The following is a 21,898-nucleotide window of genomic DNA, read 5'->3' as shown; positions in this document are numbered from 1 at the left end:
GATCCCTTCTGTGGGTCGAGTCGGGTCGGGTCCGGTTCAGGCGATGGCGGAGTACGTGGCGGTCAGCTCGTCATGGCGCTCCTGGCGGGTGAGCAGCTCGTCCACGTTCTGCAGGGCGAACACGTCCTTCAGCGTGGCGATGGCCCCCTCCACCGCGAAGGTCGAACCGTCGCCGCCGATCTGGGCGAGGACATCGCGCATCGCGCTGATCGACGCCCGCAGCCCCTGGTTGGCGTAGATCACTCCGCCGAAGCCGTGCTCGGTCAGCTCGGTGGCGGTCACCTGCGGGTAGGTGGTGGGAACGACAATGACGGGCAGCGCCCCCTGGTACGCGTCGCGGAAGGCATAGACCTCCTCGGCGGTGGCGCGCTTGGAGTGGATCAGCAGCGCGTCGGCACCGGCCGCCTCGTAGACCGCGGCACGACGCAGCGCCTCTTCCAGGCCCGCACCGGCGATGAAGGCCTCGATCCGCGCCACCACGACGAAGTCCTCGTCGCTGCGCGCCTCCTTCGCGGCGGTGATCTTCGCGGCGAAGTCACCGATCGGGGCCAGGTCCTGGTTGCCCTCGACGAAGCTGTTCATCTTGGGGAACTGCTTGTCCTCGATGCAGACACCGGCCAGACCACGGGACTCGTACGAGCGGATCATGTGGACGACGTTGCCCACGCCGCCGAAGCCCGAGTCGCAGTCCGCCAGCACCGGGATGTCCACCGCACCGGCGATCTCGGCCGCGGCCTCCAGGCACTCCGCCATGGACAGGATGTTCGCGTCCGGCAGCGCGCGGGCCGCCGAGATCTCCAGACCGCTGGCCCAGATCGCGTTGAATCCGGCTTCCTCGGCGAGCTTGGCGCTCAGCGCGCTGTGGGCGCCCATGATGCGGGTGATCGCGGAACCGTTGAGGGCGTCGCGCAGGGTACGGGACTTCGACATGGGAATTCTCCTCAGAAGAAAGATTCAGAAAGCTGCGGACAGCTGCAGATGGATACAGACAGCTGCAGGAAGGTCGGGAAGATCGTGAAGTGGGCGGGAAGCGCCGGGAGTTACCGGGCAGGGCGGTTCGCGGCCCCGTGGACTCGCTCGACGATCTCCCGCGGCGTGTGCGTCACGCGGCGGCCCGGTCCGTCCGTACGAGGTCCGGTGAGCGCGTGCAACAGGGCGGGGCCGGCGGTGAGTTCGGCCGCGCGCAGCTCCGCCGAGTTCTCGACGCGGACTGCGCTGCGGTAGCCCGCCGCCAGCGCCAGTGCGACGAAGTCGGAGCGCTGCACGGTGGCCTGGCCGCCCGTGCTCTCGTGCATGCCGTTGTCGACCACCACGTGCAGCAGTTCCGTACCGGAAGAGGCCACCAGCGGAAGCACACTGAGGTTCATCAGCAGCGAACCGTCGCCGTCGAGGGCGATCACGGTGCGGCCGGGGCGGGCCAGGGCGAGGCCGAGCGCGACGGGCGCCGACATGCCCATCGAACCGACCAGGTAGAAGTTCTCCGGCCGGTCCGCCGCGTTGAACAGCTCACGGCTGGTGAACCCGCAGGTGGAGACGATCAGGGCGTCCGGATGGCGGACGAGCAGTTCCCGGACGACCTCGGTGAGGCTCAGCGTCGGGGCGGGGGCGAGCAGCGGTGCGGGCATCAGATGCCTTCCCGGACAATGAGCACGCCGCAGCGCTGCTCCTTGTCCATCTGGTCGATCGCGGTGGAGACGGAGCCGGCCGGGTCCTCGGGGTCCAGGACGGTGTGGGGCAGCCGGAAAAGGTCGAGCAGCCGCAGGAGTTCGGCGCCGATCACGTCGTGTTCGACGGCGTCGTTGCCGTCGTGGCCGCGCCAGCTGACGATCAGCAGCACCGGCACGTCGTAGATCAGGTTGAACGAGGTGATGACGTTGAGGCAGTAGCCGAGCCCGGAGTTCTGCATGAGGACCACGGCGCGCTCGCCGGCCACGACCGCCCCGGAGGCGATGCCGATGGCGCTGTCCTCACGCGGCGCGGGTACATAGCGCAGACCGGCGAGCCGGGCGTCGTCGCCCGGCTCCTCCAGCAGCCGGAACGCGCCGTTCAGCAGACTGCAGGGCACACCCGTCGCAAGGGTGTAGCCATGGTCCACCAGGCTGTGCAGCAGATCGCGGGCGGTCGTCGAACCCGCGGTGGTGGTGTGCATGTTGGCCTTCCGTCTGACGGTGTCAGTGAGTCGAAGTGGAGAAGGGGACGGGGCTGCCGTCGGCGAGCGAGACGAACTCGGCCTCGTACGCGGCCGTCACGCGCTCCGCGGTGGCCAGGCAGGACGTCACGTCGTCGCCGGTCACCAGGAAGGTCAGGACGTTGTACGGCCGTTCCGGGTGCAGTTCGGCGCCGGGAGCGAAGCGGGTCTTGCAGAACACCAGCTCCGGGAAGCCCGCGAGCAGTTCCTCGCGGGGGGTCTGCCGGACCAGGGTCACGGCCTGCGCGGGCGGCGGCACCGAGCGGTACAGCGCGTACCGGACGCCCTGGTAGTCGCCCTCCGCGGGCCGGCCGAGCGCGAGGCGCATGATGTCCGCCTCGATGTCCGCCCCACTGCTGGCCCGGAGCAGATGACCCATCGGACCGCCCAGCCGGGCATTGAGCTCGATGCAGGCCGGGCCGTCCTGGGTGAGCTTCAGCTCCAGGTGGGTGGCGCCCCAGCGGACACCCATGGCCTCGATGATGCGTCCGGCATGGTCGAGCACCTGCCGGTGCCGGTCGGCGGGGAGCGAGGTGGGAACCACGTCGCCGGTCTCCACGAACCCCTGCAACGGGAGCTTGTCGGTGACCCCCACATGCGTGATGCGGCCGTCCTCGACCAGCGACTCCACGCTGACGTAGTCGCCGAACCCGGCCTCCTCGTACCACTGATCGCCCACCAGCAGCTGCTCCAGGACGAACAGCGGCTCGGGGTCGAAGAGCGGGGACTCCCGGTAGGCCACGAGCGCTTCGCGCAGCCGGTCCCGCAGTTCGTCCTCGTCCCCGACCTTGCTCACCAGGAAGCTGGCGGCGCCGTGCACCGGCTTCAGTACGGCGGGGAAACCCACCTCGGCGGCGGCCGCCGGAACATCCGCCTCGTCCGCGATCTCGTAAAAGCGGATCTTCTCTACGCCCGCCGCACGGAGCCGGCGGCGCTGCGCCAGCTTCGACTGGGCGGCACGGACCGTCTCCGGCGGGTTGCCGGGCAGGCCCAGCCGCTGCTGGGCCTCCGCCTGCACCAGGATCAACGGCTCGCCGAAGGTGACCACGCCATGGACGGGCCTGCGCTCGTGGAGGTCCACCAGCAGGTCGGGGATGCGCAGATGGTCGTCGACCGCCAGCCACTCGCCGTCGAACGAGCCGCTCCACTGCTGTCGGAGCCGCTCGACCGCGGCGGCCGGGGCGCCCCCCTCGTACCAGACCACGCTCACGTCGGAGGTGACCTTCCCGGCCGCCGTCAGGGCGGCGTCCGGGGAGATTCCCCCGGCGCCCAGCAGGAGGACCAGATGGGAGGCGACGGCGGCGTTCATCGGGCACCCGCCGCGACCGGGGCGGGCGTCGCGACCTCCGCGACCTCAGCGACCTCAGCGACCGGGGCGGGCGTCGGCGCGGTGCCGGACGGCGTGGGCAGCGTGGGCAGCAGCACCTCGGTGACCAGCCGCTCCATGTCCTGCTCGTTGTGCGGGTCGACCAGCTGGACGCCCATGCCACGACCCACCCGCTCCCGGGCGGCCATCACGTTGCGGTGCGGCACTCCGTGTACGGGCGGGATGGTGATGTCGTTCTGGGCCAGCCAGGTGTCCGCGCCGAGCGAGGCCATCGTGTCCGAGGGCACCAGGACCAGGGCACGGGCCGAGGCCACCAGGCCGGGGTCGCGCAGGATGTCCGGGATGCCCGCTCCCCACAGGTCGCCGCCGAGCTCGGCGACGATGATCTCGGCGCCCTCCTCGGTCAGCCGGCCCACAAGGTGACGGGCGGCGCCGACCACGGCCTCGGCCGAGTGGCCGTACGTGGTCGCCAGGCCCGCGTCGACGAAGTCGGCCGCACAGTGCGCGCCCGCGTCCGCGAGGGTGAGCAGGTCGCGCAGCCGGCCGGTGCCGGCCAGCTTGGTGACGCCCACCCGCAGCCCGTGCCGGGCGGCCAGATGGTTGACCAGGGCCGCGGCGAACGTGGTCTTGCCGACCTCGGCGGCGGTGCCGCCGATGAACACCACGGGGGTGCCGGTGGCGACGGGCGCGGCCTGCGGCTCAAGGCGTACGACTCTGCCGTCGGCGTCGGCGGCCAGGCCGACGAGTTCCAGGGCGGTCGCGGTGCCGAGCGAGGCCGGGGAGGAGGCGGCGACACCGATGACACCGCCGACCGCCATCAGGTCGGCGGGGGTGCCGGCCTTGACGGCCAGGCCGCCCTCGGGCAGCCCGCCGTAGATCGAGGTGGTGGAGTGGCGGTCGCCCAGCACGCCGACGATCTCGTCGCCGACGCGGATCCGGACGTCCCGGCCGTGGAGGTTCTCGACCTGCCGGTAGGCGCCGACCTTCACGACGCGGGCGATCACCAGATCGCCCGCCCGCCCGATGCCTTCGACGGCGGTCAGCCGCTCGGGGAGCGTCTGCGCTCCCCGCGTACAACTCGCGATGACTTTGCTCATGACCCGTTCCAGATAAGGGAGTTGATGTGTTGACGAGAGCGGTCGCGGCTACTGGATGTTGACGCTCCAGATGGTGCGCGGATTCACCGACTGAGCTCCGCCGGCATCCGTGCGCGCGGCCACCACTTCCTGCCGGCCGTGGCCGTAGCGGTCGTTGTCGATCACGACGACATCGCCGGCGGCCATCACGTACACGTGCTGCACGGCCGGGTCGTTGGCCGTCTCCTTGAGGCGGGTGACCGCCTCGAACCAGCGCTCGCCGCCCTTGACGGACTCGGCGGCCTTCCGCAGCCGGCCGATGTCCTGCGGGAGGCGGGCGGCGTAGTCGTCCAGGACGGGGGTGCGCCGGGCGGTGCCGGGGACGTACAGGAGGGGCAGTTCGGACGCGTCCTCGTCCAGATGCGAGGCGGGGAAGCTCATCGCGTAGCCGGTGAGCAGGCGCAGGTCCTCGGCCCAGCGCTCGGGGTGACGGTCCCTCATCTCGGCCAGCACGTCGCCCCAACGCACGATCAGGGACTCGCCGTTGTGGCCGGGCTCGAAGTCCTGCCAGCCCGGGTCGGCCATCAGCATGGCCAGGTGCAGCGGGCGGCGCCGGGCGAAGGAGCGGCCGGAGTGGATCGGCAGCGAGCCGGCCTTCTCCTGGACCCGCTCGGCGCCCGCCGACTGCGGGGCCCGGCACCGTACGGTGTTGATCGCCGGGTGCAGCGCGTACGCCGCCTTCTTCGACCCGGCCGCGTAGTTGGGGCACAGCTCGCCGAGCTGTGCCAGCAGACCGATGTACTGGTCGACGTCGAGCGGGAAGTTACGCAGGTAGGCGAGCCGGTGCTCGGCCACCGAGGCGATGGTGGCCTTTTCGATCTCCGTCGGCGAGAGACCGGCGCAGTCGATGGCGAAATGATCGAACATGGTGACAACTCCCAGAAGGAACAGGAAATGCGGAGACCGGGCGGCGGTCTGTCAGTCGGCCCTGCCTGTCAGCCGGTTCGGACTGTCAGCCGGCCCGGACCAGGCCGTGCCCGGCCAGCAGGGTGAGGAGTGCCTCGACGGACGGCGCGGGGTCCGCGAGCGGCTCCAGGAAGGCGGTGCCCGCGCGCCGGTGGCGGTCGCGGACCGTGTCCAGGTCCGCCGCCTGCCCGGTGGCGGACACCACGACGGCGAGGATTCCGTTGCGGGCGAGGATCTCGGCGACCAGTCCGATCCGTTCGGCGGCGGCTCGCGGGCTCTCGTCGGCGCCGCCCGGCGGATCGGCGTCGAGCACCTCCGCCCGGCGGTGGTGGCCGGTGCGCAGCCGCTCGGCGAGCTGCCCGGCAACGGCGTGCCGGGCGGGACCGCCGAGCCAGAGGGTGGCTCCTGGCATGCAGGTGCAGGCGCTCATGAAGCCTGCCCGGCACCCGCCCCGGCCGGTTCGGGACGCCTCTCGGACCTCTCGGACCCCTCAGCCCCCTCGGCAACGGGCGGCAGAGAGGCGTCCGTACGCGGCAGCAGACCACGGCTGATCGCGCGCTCCAGCCAGCTGCCGGCCATCAGCGAGGTGATGACGGCCGTGAGGACCAGGGTGGTGAAGAGGGTCGCGTTGATGATGCCCGCGTCGTACGAGAGCGTCGCCAGCACGATCCCGGGCCCGCCGCGTGCGTTCATCGCGACGGCCAGGTTCACCGAGTCGGCGGGCGGGCGCCCCGCCCAGCGCGCTCCCGCGTACACACTGGCGGCCTTGACCACGCAGGCGAAGGCGATGAACAGCAGGGTGAACAGGGGCGCGAAGGAGTGGACGAGGTCCAGCTTCAGGCCGACGACGGCGAAGTACACCGGAATGAAGAACCCGGTCGCGAAACCGTGGACGGCCTTCGCCGGCTCGCTCCCGGCGGTCTCCTGCGAGCGTCCCCAGCCCGCCACCAGGCCGACGACGAACGCCCCGTACATCGGGGTGATGCCGAGGAAGAGGCAACCGCCCGCCGCCGCCAGGACCAGCGAGAGCTGGACCGCGACCCGGCTGTGGGAAAGGTCGCGCGCACCGCCCCGCAGGCCGGCACCGTTCTTCGGGCCGCCGCCGAGGAGCCGCCGTGCGACGACGCTCACCACGGCCATCAGGCCGAAGAAGCCGACCGAGACCAGCGCGTGGTAGGCGACGGAGCCGTATCCGGAGCCGACGCCGAGCAGGGCGGCGGCGCCGAACGTGTCGTGCTTGCCGCTGTCGACCATCCCGAGCGCGATCGCGATCACCACGTTGAGGACGATGTCCTCCAGTACGGCGACCGAGAGCACCACCCGGGCGAAGGCCGTGCCGGCGATGCCGAGGTCGAGCATGATCCGTGAGATCACCGGGATGCTGGTGATCGCCACGGCACAGGCGATGACCAGGGTCAGCGCCGTCTTGTCGGCCGCCTTGCCCATGACGTCGGACAGGTCGACGACCTGGACCAGGAGCAGACCGAAGGCGAACGGGACCACCATGCCGACGACCGCGATGATCCCCACGACGCGACTGTCCTGCCGGGCGAAGACCGCCCGCATCTGGATGCCCGCGAGGAACATCAGGAGCAGGATGCCCAGTTGGTAGATCAGCGCCAGCCCGGACGCGGCCGGTCCGGTCTTGGGGAAGAGCCAGGCCTGCGCGTCCGGGGCGATCAGTCCGAACAGCGAGGGCCCGAAGAAGAGGCCGCCGAGGATCTCGCCGATGACCGGGGGCTGGCGAAGCCGGGTGAACAGTCTGCCCATCAGGTGCGCGGCGAGCAGCAGCGTCATGAGCGAGGCGAAGAGCCTGAAGAGATCGGTATCAGACATCACGCGTCCAGCCCGCCTCGGTGGATCCGGCCATGCCGGCCGTCCGCGTGGTGCCGTCCACCGGGTCGATCAGCAGGAAGGAGCCCGTACGGCGGTTGTCGCGGTAGTCGTCGAGAGCCAGCGGCTCGGCGGTGCGCAGCACCACACGGCCGATGTCGTTGACGGCGAGTCCGTCGCCGCCGGGGCGCTGTTCCAGCGTGTCGATGTCGATCCGGTGGGAGATCTCCCGGACCACCGCGCGCACCGTGCGCGTGGTGTGCTTGACCAGCACCTTGTCGCCCGCCCGCAGGGGGCGTTCATGGAGGTGGCACACCGTCGCCTCGACGTCCCGGGTGAGCCGGGGCACCGGTCCGGCCGCTATGAGGTCACCGCGCGAGATGTCGAGGTTCTCGGCGAGTCGCACGCTGACCGACTGGGCGGCCGTCGCGGCATCCGCGGCGGTGCCCAGGATGTCGATGCCGGCGATGGTGCCGGTCCGGCCGGACGGCAGCACCGTGACGGTGTCGCCCTCGCGCAGCGTTCCGGAGGCCAACTGGCCCGCGTAGCCGCGGTAGTCGTGGAACTCCGCGCGCTGCGGACGGATCACGTACTGCACCGGGAAGCGGGCGGGCAGACCGGCCGGGTCCGTGTCGACCCGTACGGTCTCCAGGTGTTCGAGCAGGGTCGGTCCCGCGTACCAGTCCATGTGCGCGGACGGCTCCACGACGTTGTCGCCGGCCAGCGCGGACATCGGCACCGCGACGACGTCACGGATCCCGAGCTGTGCCGCGTACGCGGTGAACTCCGCGGCGATCGTGGCGAAGACGGGCTCGGCGTAGCCGACAAGGTCCATCTTGTTGACGGCGAGGACGACGTGCGGAACGCGCAGCAGCGCGGCGACGGCGGCGTGGCGGCGGGTCTGCTCGACCACGCCGTTGCGGGCGTCGACCAGGACCACGGCCAGGTCGGCGGTGGAGGCGCCGGTGACCATGTTGCGGGTGTACTGCACATGGCCCGGGGTGTCGGCGAGGATGAACCGGCGGCGGGGCGTGGCGAAGTAGCGGTAGGCGACGTCGATGGTGATGCCCTGCTCGCGCTCGGCGCGCAGGCCGTCGGTGAGCAGGGCCAGGTCCGGGCTGTCCTGCCCGCGTCGCCGGGACGCCTGCTCGACGGCCTCCAGCTGGTCGGCGAGGACCGACTTGGAGTCGTGCAGCAGCCGCCCCACGAGGGTGGACTTGCCGTCGTCGACGGAACCGGCGGTGGCGAACCGCAGCGTGCCGACGGTGGTGTCGGTCAGGGTGGTGCTGGTCATGACTAGAAGTACCCCTCGCGCTTACGGTCTTCCATGGCGGCCTCGGAGAGCTTGTCGTCGGCTCGGGTGGCGCCACGCTCGGTGAGGCGGCTGGCGGCGATCTCGGCGATCACCTCGGCGACGGTGGCCGCGTCGGAGTCGACGGCTCCCGTGCAGGACATGTCGCCGACCGTGCGGTAGCGGACCAGCCGGCGCTCGACGGGCTCGGTCTCCTTGGGGCCGCCCCAGTCACCGGCGGTCAGCCACATGCCGCCCCGGGCGAACACCTCGCGCTCGTGGGCGAAGTAGATTTCCGGGAGTTCGGTCTTCTCCCGCTCGATGTACTGCCAGACGTCGAGCTCGGTCCAGTTGGACAGCGGGAAGACCCGGACGTGTTCTCCCGCCAGGTGGCGGCCGTTGTAGAGGTTCCACAGCTCCGGGCGCTGGCGCCTGGGGTCCCAGGCGCCGAACTCGTCGCGCAGCGAGAAGACCCGCTCCTTCGCCCGGGCCTTCTCCTCGTCGCGCCGCCCGCCGCCGAAGACGGCGTCGAAGCGGTGGCGCTCGATGGCGTCGAGGAGCGGCACGGTCTGCAGCGGATTACGGGTCCCGTCGGGGCGCTCGGTCAGCCGTCCGTCGTCGATGAACTCCTGTACGTGCGCCACGTGCAGGGTCAGTCCGTGCTCGGCGGTCACCCGGTCGCGGTAGTCGATGACCTCGGGGAAGTTGTGCCCGGTGTCGACGTGCAGCAGGGCGAACGGCACCGGCGCCGGCCAGAAGGCCTTCAGCGCCAGGTGGAGCATCACGATGGAGTCCTTGCCCCCCGAGAAGAGGATGACCGGGCGTTCGAACTCGCCCGCCACTTCACGGAAGATGTGCACCGACTCCGCCTCCAGGGCGTCCAGATGCGTCGGCTGGAACACGGGGGCACGCGTAACGGTGGTCACGCCAATCCCTTCTCGATGAGCAGTGCGTGCATGCGGGCGGCCGATTCGGCCACCGTCCGGCCCTGGGTCTCAAGGCGCATGTCCGGTGCGGCGGGAATCTCGTACGGGTCGTCCACACCGGTCAGATGCGCGATCTCACCCGCCGCCTGCCGGGCGTACAGACCCTTCACATCCCGTACGGCGCAGACCTCGACCGGCGTCGCGACGTGCACCTCCACGAACGGCGTGCCCGTGGCGGTGTGCTGCTCGCGTACGGCGGCCCGCGCGTCGGCGTACGGGGCGATGACCGGCACCAGGACCTTGACCCCGTGCCCGGCGAGTTTCTGGGCCACGAAGCCGATCCGGGTCACGTTGGTGTGCCGGTCCTCCTTGCTGAACCCCAGGCCCTTGGAGAGGAAGGCGCGGATCTCGTCGCCGTCCAGCACCTCGGTGCGGTGGCCGTCGGCGCGCAGCCGTTCGGCCAGGGCCAGGGCCAGCGTGGTCTTGCCCGCGCTGGGCAGGCCGGTGAGCCAGATCGTGGCGCCCCGCTCGGCGGCGGTGGACTCGGCTGTGCCTGCCGTCGGCCCGGTGTGGGCTCTCACGCCGCCCATCACCGCTGCTCCCGCGTCACCCACGCGTCGCGTGTCGCGAGCCGGATCGCCTCCAGCAGGGCCGGGGCGTCGGAGCGGTGGCAGACCAGCAGGTCGGGCAGGTACGGGTCGGCCTGGTTGTAGCGCGGCCGGGAGCCGTCCAGCCGGGAGACGTGCAGCCCGGCGGCGAGCGCCACCGCGGCCGGCGCCGCCGAGTCCCACTCGTACTGGCCGCCGGCGTGGAGGTACGCCCGAGCCCGGCCCTGGATCACCGCGGCGGTCTTGGCGCCCGCCGAGCCCATCCCGACGAGTTCCGCGCCGACCTGTTCGGCGACCCTGGGGAGGAAGGCCGCGGGCCGGGAGCGGCTGGCGAGGATGCCGAGTTCACGGGCCGCGGCGGGCGGGACGGCGGGGACGCCGGCGGTGGAGAGCGTGACGCCCTGGGCGGGGAGCGCCACGGCTCCCGCCACCAGGCGTCCCTCCGCCCACAGCGCCACATGGACGGCCCAGTCCTCGCGGCCGGCCTCGGCGAACTCGCGGGTCCCGTCCAGCGGGTCCACGATCCACACACGGCCCGCGGCCAGCCGGGCCGGATCGGCGGCACCCTCCTCGGAGAGCACCGCGTCCAGCGGCCGGTGCCGGGCGAGTTCGGCCATCAGGAACTCGTGTGCGCGCGCGTCGCCGAGGTCCTTGAGGGCCTTGGGATCGCCGAAGGCGGGCTCGGCACGCAGCCCGAGGAGCAGCGTGCCCGCTTCCTCGGCGAGCCGGTGGGCCAGCTCGTGGTCGTCGGGCGCACAGCCCGTGCCGTCGTACGCGTCCGTGGGGGCGGGGCGGCGCGCGGTGACGGTGGTGGTCTCGAACAGCCGGCGGATCCAGCGCTCCACCTCCGCCGGGTCGGCGCCCGCCACCACTCCGGACAGCGGAAGGTGCTCCGGGCGGTACGAGTGCTTGCGTGGCGTGGGGGTGCCGGGTGCCACCATCCGGTGGCTCAGCACCATGGGGTGGTCGAGCAGCCCGTCGGCCACCTCGACGGTGACCTCGGCGCCGCCGTGCACATGGCCGGGGAAGAGGAAGAAGCCGTGGCTGAGTTCGGCGCGGGCCGGGCCGATGAACCGGGTGGCCAGCGCGGACTCGATGTCCGACGCCATGTCGAGCGTGTGCAGGTGGGCGCCGGTGCGGAGTTCGGTGGCGCGGACGATGTAGCCGCCACCGCAGCGCGCGGCCACCTCCATGAAGACCGGACCGTCCTCGGTCATGATCGCTTCCAGATGGAAGGTGAGCGTCTCGCCGCCGAGGGCCCGCACGCACCGTACGGCCCACTCCGCCAGCTCCGGGGCGTCGATCTGGACCGAACCCACCGGCTCGCCGTTCTCGAAGCGCAGGGGCGTCCCGACGTACCGGGAGGGCTGGACCACGACGACCTCGCCCTCGAAGAGGAAGCCGTCGATGTGCCAGATCGGGCCCTCGACGTACTCCTCCAGCTCGTAGCCGGCCGTGAACGCGTCGCCCCCGGCCGCCTGCCGGCTCTGGTCGCGGACGAACCCGGCGGCGTCCTCGAAGGTCTCGAAGAGCCGCACGCCCTGGCTGCCGCCCTCGTCGCGCGGCTTGACGATGGTCCGGCCCCGCCAGGGAGCCGCGGCAGCGCCGGCCGTGTCGAGGGAGGCGGCCGCCAGATAACGCGGCACCCGGAACCCGGCCGCGGCCAGCGTGCGCTTCATGGCGACCTTGTCGCGGAAGTTGCGCGCGGCCTCGGGCCGCATGCCCGGGATGCCGAACTCGGCCCGCAGCTCGGCGGCCGGCGTGATCAGCAGCTCGTGCCGGGCGATGATCCGGTCGTACGGGGGCTGCTGGGCCAGCCACGGACGCAGCTGGTCCGCGACGGGCAGAGCCGGATCCCAGGCGAACTTCTCGCACCGGATGTGGCCGGGGATGTTGTCGAGGTATTCACGGGCACCGGCGTAACTGACCTCGTGCACCGTGTGGTCGATGGCCCGCTCGTAGCCGAGCCGTTCAAACAGGTTCTGGTGAAGGACCAGTATCCGCACCGGAGTTCTCCCTGAGGGTGAAGAGAATGACGGCCCAGGCGGCCACGCCGCAGAGGCCCATGAAGACGAAGAGCAGTCCGCGGTCGAACGAGGCCAGCACCAGGCCTCCCGCCGCCGGGCCCGCCCCGAGACCGAGATTGCGCAGGGTGGCCGCGCCGAAGTACGTACCGCGCATGCTGGGTGGCGCCAGCTCGTCGGCCACCACGCTGACGGTGGGGACCACCAGCACCTCGGCCATGCTGACCAGCACGACGAGTGCGACGAGGCCGGTCTTGCCGAACTCCGCGACGGGGAACAGCAGGCAGACGACCGCGAACAGGGCGTTGCCGAGCAGGATCGTCCGGCGGGGGCTGAGCCGCCGCGAGATCATGGTGGCCGGCGGCTGCAGGACGATGACCGCCACCGCGTTCACGGTGAGCAGGATGGAGAAGAACCGCACTCCGTCGGCGAAGCCGCCGCTGACGATCGCGGAGAGGTTCGTCTCGATCTGGCAGTACGCCAGGGTGAACAGGATCATCGAGAGCGTCAGGCCGCGGAACACCCGGTCGGCACCGAGCACTTTGAGCGCCCCGCCGAAGCTGCGCCGCTGCGACGCTTCACCGGAGCTGTCGGAAACCTCGGAGACCTCTGAGACACCGAAGCCGGTGCCGCGGGTGAGCCGCCAGAAAGCCACGGCGAACACGAGATACGAGCAGCCCGAGATGACGAAGGCCGCCCGGGCGGAGGCGATTCCGAGGAAGGCACCTACCGGCGGGCCGATGCCCACCGCGAAGTTGGTCAGCACATAGCGGTGCCGGAACACCGCGGGGCGGCGCTCCTTGGGCAGGCTGTCGGCCATCAGCACCTGGGTGACCGGCCAGAAGAAGGCCGACATGACACCGGAACAGGCGTTCAGCAGGCCGAACACCACGGGGAAGGCCGAAGACCCCTTGAGGAAGGTCGCCGTCAGGAAGAACAGCAGGAAGACCAGGGCGCTGCCGAACAGCCCCACCAGCAGCACCAGCCGCTTGCCGACCCGGTCGGCGAGCACCCCGCTGAAGAAGCCCGCGGTGAGCGAACCGATCTGGCTGAGCCCGACGATGACACCGATGACGTACGGCGGAGCATCGACGTTCTTGCTCAGGTAAATCGTCATGAACGGAATGCAGAGAAAGGAGACCAGCTTAAGAAAGAAGGTGCTCGCCATCGTGACGGAAACAAGTGGATTCCGGTACACGGAGAAATCCCCGGCAGGGTCCGCAGGGTCTTCTACTTTTGTCTCAACGCTCATTCCGTTCCTCGCGGGATACGGAGAACGCCGAAGCGGGCCGGTGGTGACCGGCCCGCTTCGGCGTTCTCGGGGGGGTGCTTTGTGTGCTGTGAAGGTCAGGAAGCGACGTTCTTGTAGAACGGGGCGTCGTCCGGGCCGGTGTAGTCGGGGCGGTACCAGGCCGCCGGGCGCAGGGAGTCGGGAACCGCGTCGGCCACGCCGAGCACCGAGGAGAACAGGGCCATCCGCATCGGGATTCCGGCGTCGGTCTGCCGGAAGACCGCGAGGCGGGGGTCGCCGTTGAGGTCCGTCGCCAGGTCGTTGGAGCCCGGGCGGCCGTCCCGCGGCAGCGGGTGCATGATCACCGCGTCCTCCCGGCACACCCTGCTGACCAGCGCCTTGTCGATACGGAAGGCGTCGCTGTACGGCATCGGCTGGTCCGCGAAGCGTTCGGTCTGCAGCCGGGTCGCGTACACCAGGTCGGCGTCCTTGAGGCCGACCTCCGGCTGGTCGCTCAACTCGACCTTGTGGCCCCGGCTCTCGGCCAGCTCCAGCAGGTGGACCGGCATCCCGAGGGGCTCGGGGGCGACACAGACGATGGTGAGGTCCTCGTACAGGGTGACCAGCTGCATCAGCGAGTGCACCGTACGGCCGTACAGCAGGTCACCGACCAGGGCGATCCGGCGGCCGTCCAGGGTGCCCCCGGTCCGGGTGAACTCCCGGTGCAGGGCGAACATGTCGAGCAGGGCCTGCGTCGGGTGTTCTCCGGCGCCGTTGCCACCGTTGATCACCGGTATGTTCGTGGCCGCCGCGAACTCGTGAACAGCGGACTCCTCGGGGTGCCGCATCACGATGAGATCGCAGTATCCGCTGACCACACGGCTGGTGTCGGCCAGCGACTCGCCCTTGGCGATGGACATGATCTCGGCGCCGGTCGTGGTGATCACCCCGCCGCCCAGGCGCATGAACGCGGCCTCGCAGCTCAGCCTGGTACGGGTGCTCGCCTCGAAGAAGAGACTGGCCATCACCGCGCCCTCGAGGATCCGGGTGACCTGCCGACCCCGGGCCACCGGCGTCAGTATGTCCGCCAGTTCGAAGAGCCGCTCCAGTTCATCCCTGTCGAAGAGATCGCTGGAGAGGATGTGCTTTCCGGTGAGTGACATGACGGATCTGGCTTCCTCTGGGTGTTCAGCAGTGACCGGCCTCCGCATTCGGGGCGCCGACAGTGTACGGGGCATGCGCTTTACCGGAGATATCGGGTTCCGCCCCGCTGCGGGAAACAACGGGGCGGAAATTCGGTGGAATCGCGTCGGATTCAGCGGTCGGCGAGCGCCACCAGCTGCACCGACGAGACGTTCCGCTGTTCCACCTCCTTGAGGGAGGCCACGGCGGTGTCCAGCGACTGGGCGGCGGCGCTGCTGCCCGGCCCGCCGGTCAAGGCATCCAGCTCGCCCTGGAGTTCGGCGCAGACCGCGTCCAGATCGGCCTGCTCGTCAGGCGTTCCCTTGGAGCTGCTCATGGGGTCAATCTCCTTGTTCCTCAGTGGACTTCCTCACGGAAACCCTCGGTGGACTTCCTCGCGGAAACCTCAGTGGACCGTGACGCTCCACAGCTCACGGTTGTTCGTCCGCGCCTCACCGTCGACGGTGTACTCCCCGACGATCTTCAGACGGCCGTGCGCGAAGCGGTGGTTGTCGATCAGCAGCAGATCGCCGCCGTCCATCGGGAAGCAGGCGAAGAACTGCTCGTCGGCGCTCGCGTCCAGCAGGTAGTGCAGGGACTTCTGGTACGCCTCGAACTCCGGGATCTGCTCCTGGATACCGAGGATCTTGTCGCGCAGGTCCTGCTTGAGCCGGACGCCGACGTCGTAGGGGCCACGGGCGTCTGCGAGCGGGTAGAGCAGCGGCAGGTCGCTGAGCTCCTCCCGGACGTTGTTCGCCTCGAACGTGAGGGGCGTGGTGGACAGCCGGGCGAAGTGCTCCTCGAACACCTCGCCGTCGCGCTCCGCGAGCCGGTTGAAGAGGTCGTACCAGCTGACGACGATGGACTCGCCGCGCTCGCCGGCGGGCACCTCGCGCCAGCCCGGCTCGACCATCAGCATCGCGAAGTGCGAGGGCCGCGGGGAGCGCCAGGAACGCGCCGAGTGGGGCCTCAGCCCGCCCGCGACGTAGTGCACCGACTGGGCGCCGCCGGCCTTCTTCTTGTACTTGACCCGGTTGATCTGCGGGTGCGGGTCGGTCTTCTCCAGTTCGCTGAGCGAGGAGTAGTTCATCAGCGGCTCGCCGAAGTGTCCGAGGAAGTCGAGGTAGCGGTCGGGGTCGAGGGGGAAGTCGCGGACCAGGCAGATCCGGTTCTTCTCCATCACCTCGCGCGCCTCGGCCGCGATCTCCTCGACCGACTTTCCGGCACCGGCCACGTGTTCGTCCTGAATGACCTGGGCCAGCGGATTGTCCGCGTACATGCTTGTCGCCTCCTGGGCGATGATCGGGGGTGGGACGGCCGGCAGCCGGCCCGCCGGTGTCTGTCCCGGTTCCGAGTTCTCCACGAGCGGCAAGAACTCGGAACCGGCTCATCAGGCGGCGTTCGCCGCCGCGTTCGCTGCCGGTTCCGCCGTGGCGTTCGCCGCCGCGTCCGCCGCACGGCGCTGGAATCCGCGAGCCTCCGCGAGGCGGCCCGAGCGGGCCAGCAGCGAGGCGTGTGTGAGCAGCGTCAGGCGGTCGGCGTCCTGGCTCTCGGCCTCCGGGCCGAGCAGGGCCAGCGCTTCCTCGGCCCTTCCCTGTCCGGCAAGGAAGTTGGCGAACTCGGCACGCAGCTCGTGCTGGCTCGCGTTGGCGGCCAGGCTCTGCCGGTAGAGGACCTCCGCCAGCGCCGGGTCGCCCAGCCGCTCGGCGGTCAGCCAGGCCAGTTTGCCCAGCGTGTAGGGGTGGTTGGGGCGGCCGGCCAGCGCCCGCAGCATCAACTCCCGAGCCTGCGCGGTGTCGTCCTCGTGCCGTGCCACGAAGAGCGCGTAGTTGCACAGGGTGCGGGGGTGCACCGGGTCCAGCCGCAGCGCCTCGCGGTAGCGCTCACCGGCGTACTGCGGGTCCTGCTTCTTGTGCTCGGCGTACAGCGCGAAGTTGCTGTTCACGCGGGCGTACCGGGTCTCCGCGCGGACCGGGCGGCCGGCCTCCCGCTTCCTGTCGTCCGGCGTCCAGTGGATCTTCTCGGTCCACAGCGAGAGCAGCCGCAGGTCGTGCGCGTCCCTGGGATAGCGGGCCTGCATCTCGGCCAGGGCGATCGGGTCGGGCCGGTCGGCGAGGTAGCCGAAGCGGCCCATGGTCTCCCACTCGGAGAGGGTGATCAGCTCCTTGAGCTCTTCCGGGTAGTCCGGGCGGATCTTCGTCGCGTTGATCCGGCTGCCCTCGGCGAGCACCGCACGGTCGAACTCCTCGCCGGCCAGCTCCAGGAAGCGGGCGAAGTCCTCCTGGAGGTTCTCCTGCCGGCCGATGAAGTCGATCTCCTCGCCGGGGGCACCGACGTAGGAGGTGTAGATGTTGCCCAGCGCACCCGGCAGGATCGTCACCGCACGACGTACGAAGGTCTCGAAGTCGTCGCTCTCGCAGTGTTCGTCCAGCGGATACTGGGGCCGCCAGCCCTTCTCCATCCGGTAGGACCAGTACGAGCGGTACCACTCCAGCGGATCGCGTACGAAGGCACCGACGATGCTGTATCGCGAGCGGTCGAAGTCGGCCAGCAGGTCGTGCTCGCGCATCGCCGGATCGCCGACGTCCTCGAAGGCGATACCGAGTTCCCTGATCTTCTTGCGGATCCAGGTGCTGCCCGTCTTCGGGGTCAGCAGCAACAGCGCGTTACTGCGCGTCAGATGAATGGCCATGCTCTGCTCCAGGATTCGGCGCCTTCGCCGCCTTCCGGCGGACGGCGCGGGGTGAGTCGAAAAGCTTCAGGGTGGTGTCGTCCGGCGGTCCGGCAGCATCCCTCCCCGGTACCGCGTCCCCGGGCTGTCCCAGCCAGGTGTGCAGGTACTGGGCCAGCAGCGTGTTCAGCGCGCGCCGGTTGCCGGTGGTCACCACCTCGTGGCCCTCGCCAAGGAAGAGGGCGAGGGTCGCGTCCTGGCCGGTCTGGGCCAGGGCCATGAACATCCGTGTCGCCATCTCGGCCGGTACCCGGCTGTCGTTGGCGCCGTGGACGAGCAGCACCGGGCACCGGAAACCCTCGGGCCGGTTCACCGGCGAGGCGGCCGCCAGGGCCGCCCGCTGCTCCGGTGCCGCCGGATCGCCTATCCGCCGCCGGAGCATCGGGAGCGCGGACCGCCAGAAGGCCGGCGGCTCCTCCACGAACCGCACCAGGTCGGTCAGCGGCGAGGTCGCCACCGCACAGCGCAGCGTCCGCCGGGTGGTCGCGGCCATCTGGAGCACGGCATACCCGCCGTAGCTCCCGCCGAGGAGGGCGATCCGGTCCGGGTCGGCGAGCCCCTCGGCCACCGCCCAGTCCAGGGCGTCCTCCAGGTCGTCCTGCATGGCGGCGCCCCACTGCCGGTCGGCCGCGTTGATCCAGGCCGAGCCGAAGCCGGTGGAGCCACGGAAGTTGGGCTCGATCACGGTGTAGCCGCGGGCGGCCAGCCAGGCCCGCCGCTCGGCGTACTCCCAGCGGCTGCGCCGCCACGGACCACCGTGCACCAGCAGAACGGCAGGTCCGGGCCCGCCCTCCCGCCACGCCCGGTCGGCACGGGTCACATACGTGACGGCTTGGCCGCCGTCACGCAACGGCACCCGGACCGGCCTGCACTCGACCGGCAACGGATCCTGGCCCGGCTGCGCCCGGCTGAGCGGCCAGACCTCACCCAGCGCCGTGTCCTGGACGACGTACCGTGCGTCCTGCTCCGGGCGGTGCGCGGCGACCAGCCATCGGCCGCCCCGGCGCTCCAGCACCACGGGTTCGGCGCCGAGTCCGGCGCGCAGCCGCTCGATCCGCGGCGCCGCCTCCTCGTCCAGCGCGACACAGGCCGGCCGCGCCCGCTCTACGTGGACGAGGTCGGGGCGGCCGGTGTCCTCGGCGAACAGGATCCCGGCGAAGTCCCCGCCCTGGACCCGGTGCACGGTTCGCGGGGTACCGGCCGGTGCTCCGGGCCGGCAGTCCAGCTCGGCCAGCCGTACGCCGTCGGGCCCGTCCGGCAGCACCAGGTACAGGCTGTCGCCGTCGTCGCCGAACCGCAGCAGCCGTACGGTGAGGGCGTCCTCGTGCGCGATGTGCAGGTAGAGAGCGCCACGGTCATCGCCCGGCGCCGGCATGTGCCGCAACTCCCGGGAGCCGTCCGGCAGTACGGCCTCGGTCAGCCGCGGGCGCAGAGCACGGTCGAAATACACGGCGGAGTGGCGGGACCCTCGCAGCACCGGGGTCGTCTCGCCGGTGTGCAGCGAGACCCGCAGGTAGTCCCGGCTGCCCGGATCACGGCCGTCGGCCGAGAGGACGACCTCTGCGGGCCGCTGCTCGGAGAGTCCGGCGATCTGCGTCCGAGCCGCCGTTCCGTCACCGACCGGTGCCCACTCGCCCGTTTCGACCCGGACCCGGAAGAGGGTCCAGTTCTCGGCCCCGTCCGCGTCCGCCGTGGCCAGGCCGATGCCGGGCAGATGGGTCCAGGTGAAGCCCCGGCAGCGGGCCGCCCCGACGCCCGAGCGGGTCAGTTCGCGGCGCGCCTCCACGTCGTACAGCACCAGGTGCGGGGCCGAGGAGCCGCTGGACAGCCAGCCGGCGAACCGGCCGTCGGCGCTGAGCGACGGCGGCCCGTTGACCTCGCCGGGCTCGCTCACGTCGGCCTCGCCGGGCTCGCTCACGGGGTCACCGGGCCCGCTCACGGGGTCGCCGGGGTCCGGCCGCCCGCAGCCGCGTGGACGCGGGCGACGCAGTCCACGACAGCGTCGATGTCGGGCTCCTGGGGGACGGTGATCCGCACCCCGAGAGGCCATTCCTCGGGATAGCCCTTGAGGTCGTGCAGCAGCCTGGTGCGGTAGCCGGCGGCGAGCAGCTCCGCGACGATCTCCGCCGCGTGGGGGCTTTCCAGGCAGATGTAGTTGGCGTCCGAGGCCCAGACGCGCAGCCCTTCGATCTTCTCCAGGCCCGCCACCAGGATCTCCCGGCACGCGAGCGCCCGCTCGATGCTCTCGCGTACCGCGTCGGGCCGGGTCAGCAGCCGCACGGCGGTGCGCTGGGCGACCCCCGAGACGCTGTTGGGCATCAGCCAGAACGGGAAGTCCTCCCGGGCGAAGACCTGCGAGACCGCGAAGCCGATGCGCAGGCTCGCCAGGCCCCATGCCTTGGAGAAGGTCCGCATCACCACGAGGTTCGGGTACCGCGACACCAGGCGCAGGGCCGAGTCCGGGGCGAAGTCCGCGTACACCTCGTCCAGGATCACCAGACCCTGTGCGCGGTCCAGGAGCGTGCCGATGTCCTTCAAGTCGAATTGGTAGCCGAGCGGATTGCGCGGCGAACACAGCACGATGACGGCGTCGGGCCGGTCCAGATAGGGGTCGAGGGCCGGGAGGAGTTCACCGGGCTCGCGCACCGGGACGCTCTGGTAATTCCAGCCCTGCTGCCGGGAAACAGTGGCGGTGAGATGGAAGTTCGGGGTGACGTCGACCACGAGGCCCTGATAGGCGCTGCGCAGCAGGGTGTCGATGAGCTGCGTGGCGCCGGCACCGACGCGCACGAACTCCTCGGATACGCCGAAATGGGCGGCCGCGGCCACGGCCACGCTCTTGCTCCAGACATCGTCCTTGTTGGTGATGTCGATGGATTCGGTGGCAGACATCATCTGGTCGGCCTGCTCACGCGGGTCCAGGAATTGGTTGCCGGTCCAGGTCAGATCTAGCGTCATCGGAAGTTCCGCCAAGGTAGGGATGGCTCAAGGTGGTTGGGGGCAGGGCTTTGGAGATCAGAACTCCGGGGCTCAGAGCTTTGGAGGTCGGAGCTCTGGAAGTCGGAGCTCTGGAAGTCAGAGCAGGAAGCGCCGCTTCTTCCCGCCCAGCGGGGTGATGCGTGCGCAGTGCTCCAGTTCCGGGTCCTCCCCGGGAAGCAGGTCGGCCACGGCCTCGCGCAGTGCGGTCGCCAGGGCGCCGGGGTCGGCGCAGGAAGCCTCCGAGGACCAGCGCAGCAGGGCGCGGTCCCGCTCGCCCAGCACGAACTGGAAGTCGGCGAGGCCCGGGAGGAAGCCGATGGCCCGCGTCATCGCGTCGGCGGGCACCTCCGCGGTACGGAAGCGGACCGTCTCCGGCTCACGGCCACGCAGCCGCAGCAGCCGCTGGGAGCCGTCCGCGGCGGTCTCCAGGTCGCCCAGGTCGCCGGTGCGGTACCGGGCGAAGACCGTGCTCCGGTTGACCAGGTTGGTGAGCAGCAGCTCGCCCCTGCCGGAGGGCGCGGGCCGCCCGCTCTCGTCGAGCACTTCGAGCCGTACGTTCTCGCCCAGCACGCGGTACGTCGTCCCGTCCGGCCCGGTCGCGGCGATCAGGCCGCCTTCCGTGGAGGCCAGCGCGTCCACCACGGGCGCCCCGAAGTAGCCGGTCAACCGCTCACGGTCGTCCGGGTGCAGGGGCTCTCCGCTGACCAGGAGCAGCTTCGGCCGCCAGGGCGCCCGCTCGGCACCCTGCCCCAGAAGGGCCGCCCGCAGATCCAGCAGATAGGTCGGTTTGCCGTACAGCACGGGAGCCTGGAACTTCTCGTAGAGCGCGAGGGTTTTCTGTCCTGACTCGGGCAACTGCAGGCGCAGGTAGAGCGCGTTGTCCAGCGACGGCAGGGGTCGTACGAAACTGGGCCGGCCCGGCTTGTTGCTGACGAACACGACACCGGGTGCACCGCGCCGGAAGGTGTCACGGGGAAGCCCGGCGAGGTCCCGGATCTGCTCGAAGAAGTGGTAGTTGACGGCGTACCAGGCGGAGTCGTCGAGGGTGACCTCAAGGGGTCTGCCGGTGGTGCCGCTGGAGGAGAGGCGGTGGTCCTGGCCGTCGCCCGTCCGCACCCGGAACCGCTCGCCGTCGGCCTGGTGGTCGGCGCGGTCCACCACGGGCAGCTCGGCCGCCGCGTCCAGATCCCGGTAGTAGGGAACGCTCCGGCGCAGGTATGTCAGGAAGTCCTCGTACGCGGTAGTCATAAACCTTGCCCAATCGGCGGGTTGACGGGAATCAATGCCGGGCAGCACAAGGTGACTTCAAAGAAAGGGGTCAGAGAATCGACTGCATACACCCGGGAACGGAAGGCAATAGCCACTGCCTCAATTAGGTGGGCTGCCGGAAATTCCGACACTTCTTCCGCCACCAAGAGCGTGACACCTTCGCACTCTCTTGTCAAACATCCGGGAAACAAAATTCCAGGGACCCGAAAAGGAACGCCCAAAGGGCCTTGCACGACATCAAAAGAATGTCATGCAAGGCCTTTTAGG

At 70.6% G+C, this 21,898-nt stretch carries 21 protein-coding genes; all 21 read right to left on the bottom strand.

The features are described from left to right. Nucleotides 1–36: 36 nt before the first annotated feature. Nucleotides 37–930 (bottom strand): isocitrate lyase/phosphoenolpyruvate mutase family protein, encoded by an 894-nt coding sequence (locus tag AB5J50_RS27380; RefSeq protein ID WP_369260919.1) that lies wholly within the window; start codon nt 928–930, stop codon nt 37–39. 110 nt (nt 931–1,040) lie between these two features. Continuing rightward, on the bottom strand, nt 1,041–1,625 hold the full coding sequence (locus tag AB5J50_RS27375; RefSeq protein ID WP_369260918.1) for a thiamine pyrophosphate-dependent enzyme: 585 nt from the start codon (nt 1,623–1,625) through the stop codon (nt 1,041–1,043). Further along, nucleotides 1,625–2,149, bottom strand: a complete 525-nt coding sequence (locus AB5J50_RS27370; protein WP_369260917.1) for a thiamine pyrophosphate-binding protein — start codon at nt 2,147–2,149, stop codon at nt 1,625–1,627. The genes AB5J50_RS27375 and AB5J50_RS27370 overlap by 1 nt, the downstream gene beginning before the upstream one ends. Before the next feature lie 22 nt (nt 2,150–2,171). Next, the gene (locus AB5J50_RS27365) at nt 2,172–3,497 is read right to left on the bottom strand and encodes an acetyl-CoA carboxylase biotin carboxylase subunit family protein (RefSeq protein ID WP_369260916.1); all 1,326 of its coding nucleotides are present in this window, start codon (nt 3,495–3,497) and stop codon (nt 2,172–2,174) included. Next, nucleotides 3,494–4,612, bottom strand: a complete 1,119-nt coding sequence (locus AB5J50_RS27360; RefSeq protein ID WP_369260915.1) for a hypothetical protein — start codon at nt 4,610–4,612, stop codon at nt 3,494–3,496. The genes AB5J50_RS27365 and AB5J50_RS27360 overlap by 4 nt, the downstream gene beginning before the upstream one ends. Nucleotides 4,613–4,660: 48 nt before the next feature. Next, entirely contained in the window at nt 4,661–5,518 is an 858-nt protein-coding gene (locus AB5J50_RS27355) for a TauD/TfdA family dioxygenase (protein ID WP_369260914.1), read from the bottom strand. Nucleotides 5,519–5,603: 85 nt separating this feature from the next. Continuing rightward, on the bottom strand, nt 5,604–5,987 hold the full coding sequence (locus AB5J50_RS27350) for a hypothetical protein (RefSeq protein WP_369260913.1): 384 nt from the start codon (nt 5,985–5,987) through the stop codon (nt 5,604–5,606). Continuing rightward, nucleotides 5,984–7,393, bottom strand: coding sequence for a cation:proton antiporter (locus AB5J50_RS27345; RefSeq protein WP_369260912.1), 1,410 nt, complete (start codon nt 7,391–7,393; stop codon nt 5,984–5,986). Before AB5J50_RS27345 ends, AB5J50_RS27350 begins: the two co-directional genes overlap by 4 nt. Beyond that, nucleotides 7,386–8,684 carry a sulfate adenylyltransferase subunit 1 gene (locus AB5J50_RS27340; protein WP_369260911.1) on the bottom strand — a complete coding sequence of 433 codons (1,299 nt, stop codon included), beginning with the start codon at nt 8,682–8,684 and terminating at the stop codon, nt 7,386–7,388. Before AB5J50_RS27340 ends, AB5J50_RS27345 begins: the two co-directional genes overlap by 8 nt. Before the next feature lie 2 nt (nt 8,685–8,686). Continuing rightward, nucleotides 8,687–9,607, bottom strand: coding sequence for a sulfate adenylyltransferase subunit CysD (cysD, locus tag AB5J50_RS27335; RefSeq protein ID WP_369260910.1), 921 nt, complete (start codon nt 9,605–9,607; stop codon nt 8,687–8,689). Further along, a complete protein-coding gene (gene cysC / locus AB5J50_RS27330; protein ID WP_369260909.1) occupies nt 9,604–10,197 on the bottom strand; it encodes an adenylyl-sulfate kinase in 594 nt (197 codons plus the stop codon). Before cysC ends, cysD begins: the two co-directional genes overlap by 4 nt. After that, the gene (locus AB5J50_RS27325) at nt 10,197–12,221 is read right to left on the bottom strand and encodes an inositol monophosphatase family protein (RefSeq protein WP_369260908.1); all 2,025 of its coding nucleotides are present in this window, start codon (nt 12,219–12,221) and stop codon (nt 10,197–10,199) included. The genes cysC and AB5J50_RS27325 overlap by 1 nt, the downstream gene beginning before the upstream one ends. Then, on the bottom strand, nt 12,187–13,491 hold the full coding sequence (locus AB5J50_RS27320; RefSeq protein ID WP_369260907.1) for an MFS transporter: 1,305 nt from the start codon (nt 13,489–13,491) through the stop codon (nt 12,187–12,189). Before AB5J50_RS27320 ends, AB5J50_RS27325 begins: the two co-directional genes overlap by 35 nt. 95 nt (nt 13,492–13,586) lie before the next feature. Further along, nucleotides 13,587–14,633, bottom strand: a complete 1,047-nt coding sequence (gene pyrB / locus AB5J50_RS27315; protein ID WP_369260906.1) for an aspartate carbamoyltransferase — start codon at nt 14,631–14,633, stop codon at nt 13,587–13,589. A 152-nt stretch (nt 14,634–14,785) separates the two neighbouring features. Next, nucleotides 14,786–14,989, bottom strand: coding sequence for a hypothetical protein (locus tag AB5J50_RS27310; RefSeq protein WP_369260905.1), 204 nt, complete (start codon nt 14,987–14,989; stop codon nt 14,786–14,788). Nucleotides 14,990–15,058: 69 nt separating this feature from the next. Then, a complete protein-coding gene (locus AB5J50_RS27305; protein ID WP_369260904.1) occupies nt 15,059–15,931 on the bottom strand; it encodes a TauD/TfdA family dioxygenase in 873 nt (290 codons plus the stop codon). Nucleotides 15,932–16,042: 111 nt separating this feature from the next. Further along, entirely contained in the window at nt 16,043–17,344 is a 1,302-nt protein-coding gene (locus AB5J50_RS27300; protein WP_369260903.1) for a hypothetical protein, read from the bottom strand. Then, nucleotides 17,319–19,301 carry an alpha/beta hydrolase family protein gene (locus AB5J50_RS27295; RefSeq protein ID WP_369260902.1) on the bottom strand — a complete coding sequence of 661 codons (1,983 nt, stop codon included), beginning with the start codon at nt 19,299–19,301 and terminating at the stop codon, nt 17,319–17,321. The genes AB5J50_RS27300 and AB5J50_RS27295 overlap by 26 nt, the downstream gene beginning before the upstream one ends. A gap of 17 nt (nt 19,302–19,318) precedes the next feature. Beyond that, nucleotides 19,319–20,341 (bottom strand): histidinol-phosphate transaminase, encoded by a 1,023-nt coding sequence (locus AB5J50_RS27290; protein WP_369260901.1) that lies wholly within the window; start codon nt 20,339–20,341, stop codon nt 19,319–19,321. Nucleotides 20,342–20,458: 117 nt separating this feature from the next. Next, complete coding sequence (locus AB5J50_RS27285) at nt 20,459–21,610, bottom strand: hypothetical protein (RefSeq protein ID WP_369260900.1); 1,152 nt, start codon at nt 21,608–21,610, stop codon at nt 20,459–20,461. Continuing rightward, on the bottom strand, nt 21,607–21,774 hold the full coding sequence (locus tag AB5J50_RS27280) for a hypothetical protein (RefSeq protein WP_369260899.1): 168 nt from the start codon (nt 21,772–21,774) through the stop codon (nt 21,607–21,609). Before AB5J50_RS27280 ends, AB5J50_RS27285 begins: the two co-directional genes overlap by 4 nt. Nucleotides 21,775–21,898: the final 124 nt, after the last annotated feature.

Origin of the sequence: Streptomyces sp. R35, from assembly GCF_041053035.1 — a bacterium.
Taxonomy (GTDB): domain Bacteria; phylum Actinomycetota; class Actinomycetes; order Streptomycetales; family Streptomycetaceae; genus Streptomyces; species Streptomyces lutosisoli.
This window is presented reverse-complemented; position numbering and strand designations above follow the sequence as displayed.

Coding starts and splice junctions, on each gene's coding strand:
- AB5J50_RS27380 (WP_369260919.1), bottom strand. CDS start 930: ATGTCGAAGTCCCGTACCCTGCGCGACGCCCTCAACGGTTCCGCGATC.
- cysC (WP_369260909.1), bottom strand. CDS start 10,197: ATGGGCGGCGTGAGAGCCCACACCGGGCCGACGGCAGGCACAGCCGAG.
- AB5J50_RS27300 (WP_369260903.1), bottom strand. CDS start 17,344: ATGGCCATTCATCTGACGCGCAGTAACGCGCTGTTGCTGCTGACCCCG.
- AB5J50_RS27305 (WP_369260904.1), bottom strand. CDS start 15,931: ATGTACGCGGACAATCCGCTGGCCCAGGTCATTCAGGACGAACACGTG.
- AB5J50_RS27345 (WP_369260912.1), bottom strand. CDS start 7,393: ATGTCTGATACCGATCTCTTCAGGCTCTTCGCCTCGCTCATGACGCTG.
- AB5J50_RS27355 (WP_369260914.1), bottom strand. CDS start 5,518: ATGTTCGATCATTTCGCCATCGACTGCGCCGGTCTCTCGCCGACGGAG.
- pyrB (WP_369260906.1), bottom strand. CDS start 14,633: ATGTCACTCACCGGAAAGCACATCCTCTCCAGCGATCTCTTCGACAGG.
- AB5J50_RS27375 (WP_369260918.1), bottom strand. CDS start 1,625: ATGCCCGCACCGCTGCTCGCCCCCGCCCCGACGCTGAGCCTCACCGAG.
- AB5J50_RS27340 (WP_369260911.1), bottom strand. CDS start 8,684: ATGACCAGCACCACCCTGACCGACACCACCGTCGGCACGCTGCGGTTC.
- AB5J50_RS27365 (WP_369260916.1), bottom strand. CDS start 3,497: ATGAACGCCGCCGTCGCCTCCCATCTGGTCCTCCTGCTGGGCGCCGGG.
- AB5J50_RS27310 (WP_369260905.1), bottom strand. CDS start 14,989: ATGAGCAGCTCCAAGGGAACGCCTGACGAGCAGGCCGATCTGGACGCG.
- AB5J50_RS27290 (WP_369260901.1), bottom strand. CDS start 20,341: ATGACGCTAGATCTGACCTGGACCGGCAACCAATTCCTGGACCCGCGT.
- AB5J50_RS27320 (WP_369260907.1), bottom strand. CDS start 13,491: ATGAGCGTTGAGACAAAAGTAGAAGACCCTGCGGACCCTGCCGGGGAT.
- AB5J50_RS27350 (WP_369260913.1), bottom strand. CDS start 5,987: ATGAGCGCCTGCACCTGCATGCCAGGAGCCACCCTCTGGCTCGGCGGT.
- AB5J50_RS27360 (WP_369260915.1), bottom strand. CDS start 4,612: ATGAGCAAAGTCATCGCGAGTTGTACGCGGGGAGCGCAGACGCTCCCC.
- AB5J50_RS27370 (WP_369260917.1), bottom strand. CDS start 2,149: ATGCACACCACCACCGCGGGTTCGACGACCGCCCGCGATCTGCTGCAC.
- AB5J50_RS27285 (WP_369260900.1), bottom strand. CDS start 21,610: ATGACTACCGCGTACGAGGACTTCCTGACATACCTGCGCCGGAGCGTT.